Origin of the sequence: Gordonia sp. (in: high G+C Gram-positive bacteria) (assembly GCF_012515855.1) — a bacterium.
In the GTDB taxonomy this organism is placed as follows: domain Bacteria; phylum Actinomycetota; class Actinomycetes; order Mycobacteriales; family Mycobacteriaceae; genus Gordonia.
Window position 1 is genome coordinate 1 of sequence record NZ_JAAYXO010000215.1, and the last position, 2,210, is coordinate 2,210.

Below are 2,210 nucleotides of genomic sequence, written 5' to 3' on the forward strand. Positions count from 1 at the left end.
ACCTCGCAGCGGCTGCGGAACCCATTCCTCGGTTGTCTGTCCCTCAATTGCGCTAATCTCAGGGCCCCGACCACGACACTCTCGACCTCGATGTCAGAAATGAGACGTGGTTGGAGTACTGTGATCCGGGTATCAAAGCAGATTCTCAGGAACCGCCCCCGAAAAGCACGATGGGGACGGGGCCGGCGCGCCGCCGGGGGAACCTTTTTCGAAGGGAAGACATGAACAAGAAGCTCATCCGTGCCGCACTCGTTGTGGCATCGACCGGCACCGTCGCTGCCGGCATCGCCACTGGCGCAGGCGCCGCAGCTGCCGCTCCGGGCAACCTTGTGGTCACCGCGTACTCGAAGTGCGTCACCAGCCACGACCGCCCCGGCACCGACCGCGTCGTCTTCGTCCGTAATACCGGCGACACCACCGTCAAGCACGTCCGCGTCGGCGAGCTCAACGGCCCCGAGCACTCCATCCCGCGTCTGGCTGAGGACCAGGAGATCGGTCCCCGCAGCAACGGCATGCGCTACTACTCGGCCACCGGCGTCCGCAAGGCCGGCGAGCTGGCTCCGGGCGAGTCGATCAAGACCTGGCACGTCGTCCCCGGCTGCACCGGCCCGTGGGCCATCGCCGGCTACGCGCTGAGCAACCCGATGGACAACCCGGCAGGCAACGCCGACATCCGCTGGAGCGCCACCAAGCCCCCGCGCGAGACCAACTGACGCTAACCGCGACAGCCAAAGACTCCGGGCCCAGACCCACCGCCCCGGCGGTAGGGTCTGGGCCCGGAGTCTTCTGCGGCGACGAGGACGTTCCGGCCGCGAATGGCGGGATGAGTGTCAGCGACGTCGCGGACGCAACTGAGCCACGGTCGAGACCGCGTGCTCGAGGGCGTACCCGGCGTCGGCCGCCTGTCCCTTGACGTCGCCGTTGAGTTTCGCGACCACCAGCAGCGCTTCGCCGATGGACTTCGAGTCCCAGGCGCGCGCCTGCGTCTGAATCTTTCCCACGCGGCCCGGTGGCATCCCGAGCTCGGAGGCCAGCGAGTACTTGTCGGTGTTGCCCATCGACCGCACCCGGGCGATCGCGTGGACGGCCTCGGCCAGCGCATCGGCGAGCAGCACTCGCGCGGTCCCGTGGTGTTCCGCCCACGCGAGGGACTCCATCGCCCCGGCGAGATCGCCGGTCACCGCCTTGTCGGCCACCTCGAAGCCCGTCACCTCCGCCCGGCCCGTGTAGTACATCCGGACGGCGTCGGCATCCACCTTGTTGCCGGTGTCGGCCACCAGCTGATGACATGCCGCGGAGAGCTCGCGCAGATCCGAGCCGACGGTCTCCGTCACCAACTCGACCACTTCGGCGTTGACGCGTGCGCCCAGTTCCCGGAACTCACCGCGGACGAAGTCCATCCGCTCCGACGGCCACTTGGGTGCCGCGCAGGCGAACTCCTGCGCGCCCGCCTTCTTCAGCTCTCCGACCATCGCCTTCTGTCGCCCACCGCCCGTGTGAATCACCATCAGGGTGATGCCTTCGGGCAGCTGTTTGGCCGTCGCGGTGATCAGCGCCGCGGGCTCCTTGCCCGCCTCCGCAGCGGATTGCACGACGACGATCCGCTCCTCCGCGAACAGCGACGGGCTCAGCAGTTCCGCCATCTCGGGACCGGTCACCTCACCGGCGCGGATGCGGGTGACGGGAACGTCGGTACCGGCCTCTCGGCTGCGCTCGATGGCGACGCGAGAGATCACCCGACCGGTCAGAAAGTCGTCGTCCCCGAGAAGTAGATACAGCCGATCGCTCACGTCGAACATCGTGCCAGATCCTTCCGACAGCGGCGCGCCCGACATGACTGCGGATCGCCGCTCGACCGCGCCGGCCGACGAGCCCGGCGGCCACCATGCCCGCGACCGTCACCACCGTCCAGCCCGGGACCGCGATGACCGACCACCGCGGTTCGCCCAATCGGTCCGCGACAGCAATGAGCCAGCGCACCGGAAGCCCGGCAGCGCGCACCAGGAACTCCGCGAGCATCGCGCCGTACCCGTACGGCGGGCCCAGCGCTCCGGCCACCGCCGCCGCGGTCCCCAGCAAACCTGCCATCCCGACCACCGGGATCGCGAGCAGATTGGCCGGGACCGCGAACAAGTTGACCGTGTCGGTCATGATGATGAGGAGCGGTGTGGTCAGGATCTGCGCCGCCAGCGTCATCGACAGGAGCATCG

Annotated in this window: 3 protein-coding genes; 1 reads left to right on the forward strand and 2 read right to left on the reverse strand. The window is 68.6% G+C overall.

Features of this window, described 5'->3' with window-relative positions; genetic code table 11:
- Positions 1 to 221: 221 nt before the first annotated feature.
- Positions 222 to 713 carry a hypothetical protein gene (locus GX543_RS15765; RefSeq protein ID WP_290853286.1) on the forward strand — a complete coding sequence of 164 codons (492 nt, stop codon included), beginning with the start codon at positions 222 to 224 and terminating at the stop codon, positions 711 to 713.
- A gap of 117 nt (positions 714 to 830) precedes the next feature.
- Here GX543_RS15765 and holA read toward each other — a convergent pair whose 3' ends face one another.
- The gene (gene holA / locus GX543_RS15770) at positions 831 to 1,736 is read right to left on the reverse strand and encodes a DNA polymerase III subunit delta (protein ID WP_290853289.1); all 906 of its coding nucleotides are present in this window, start codon (positions 1,734 to 1,736) and stop codon (positions 831 to 833) included.
- A partial coding sequence (locus tag GX543_RS15775; RefSeq protein WP_290853287.1) for a ComEC/Rec2 family competence protein occupies positions 1,660 to 2,210 on the reverse strand: 551 nt, incomplete at its 5' end. The genes GX543_RS15775 and holA, both read right to left, overlap by 77 nt.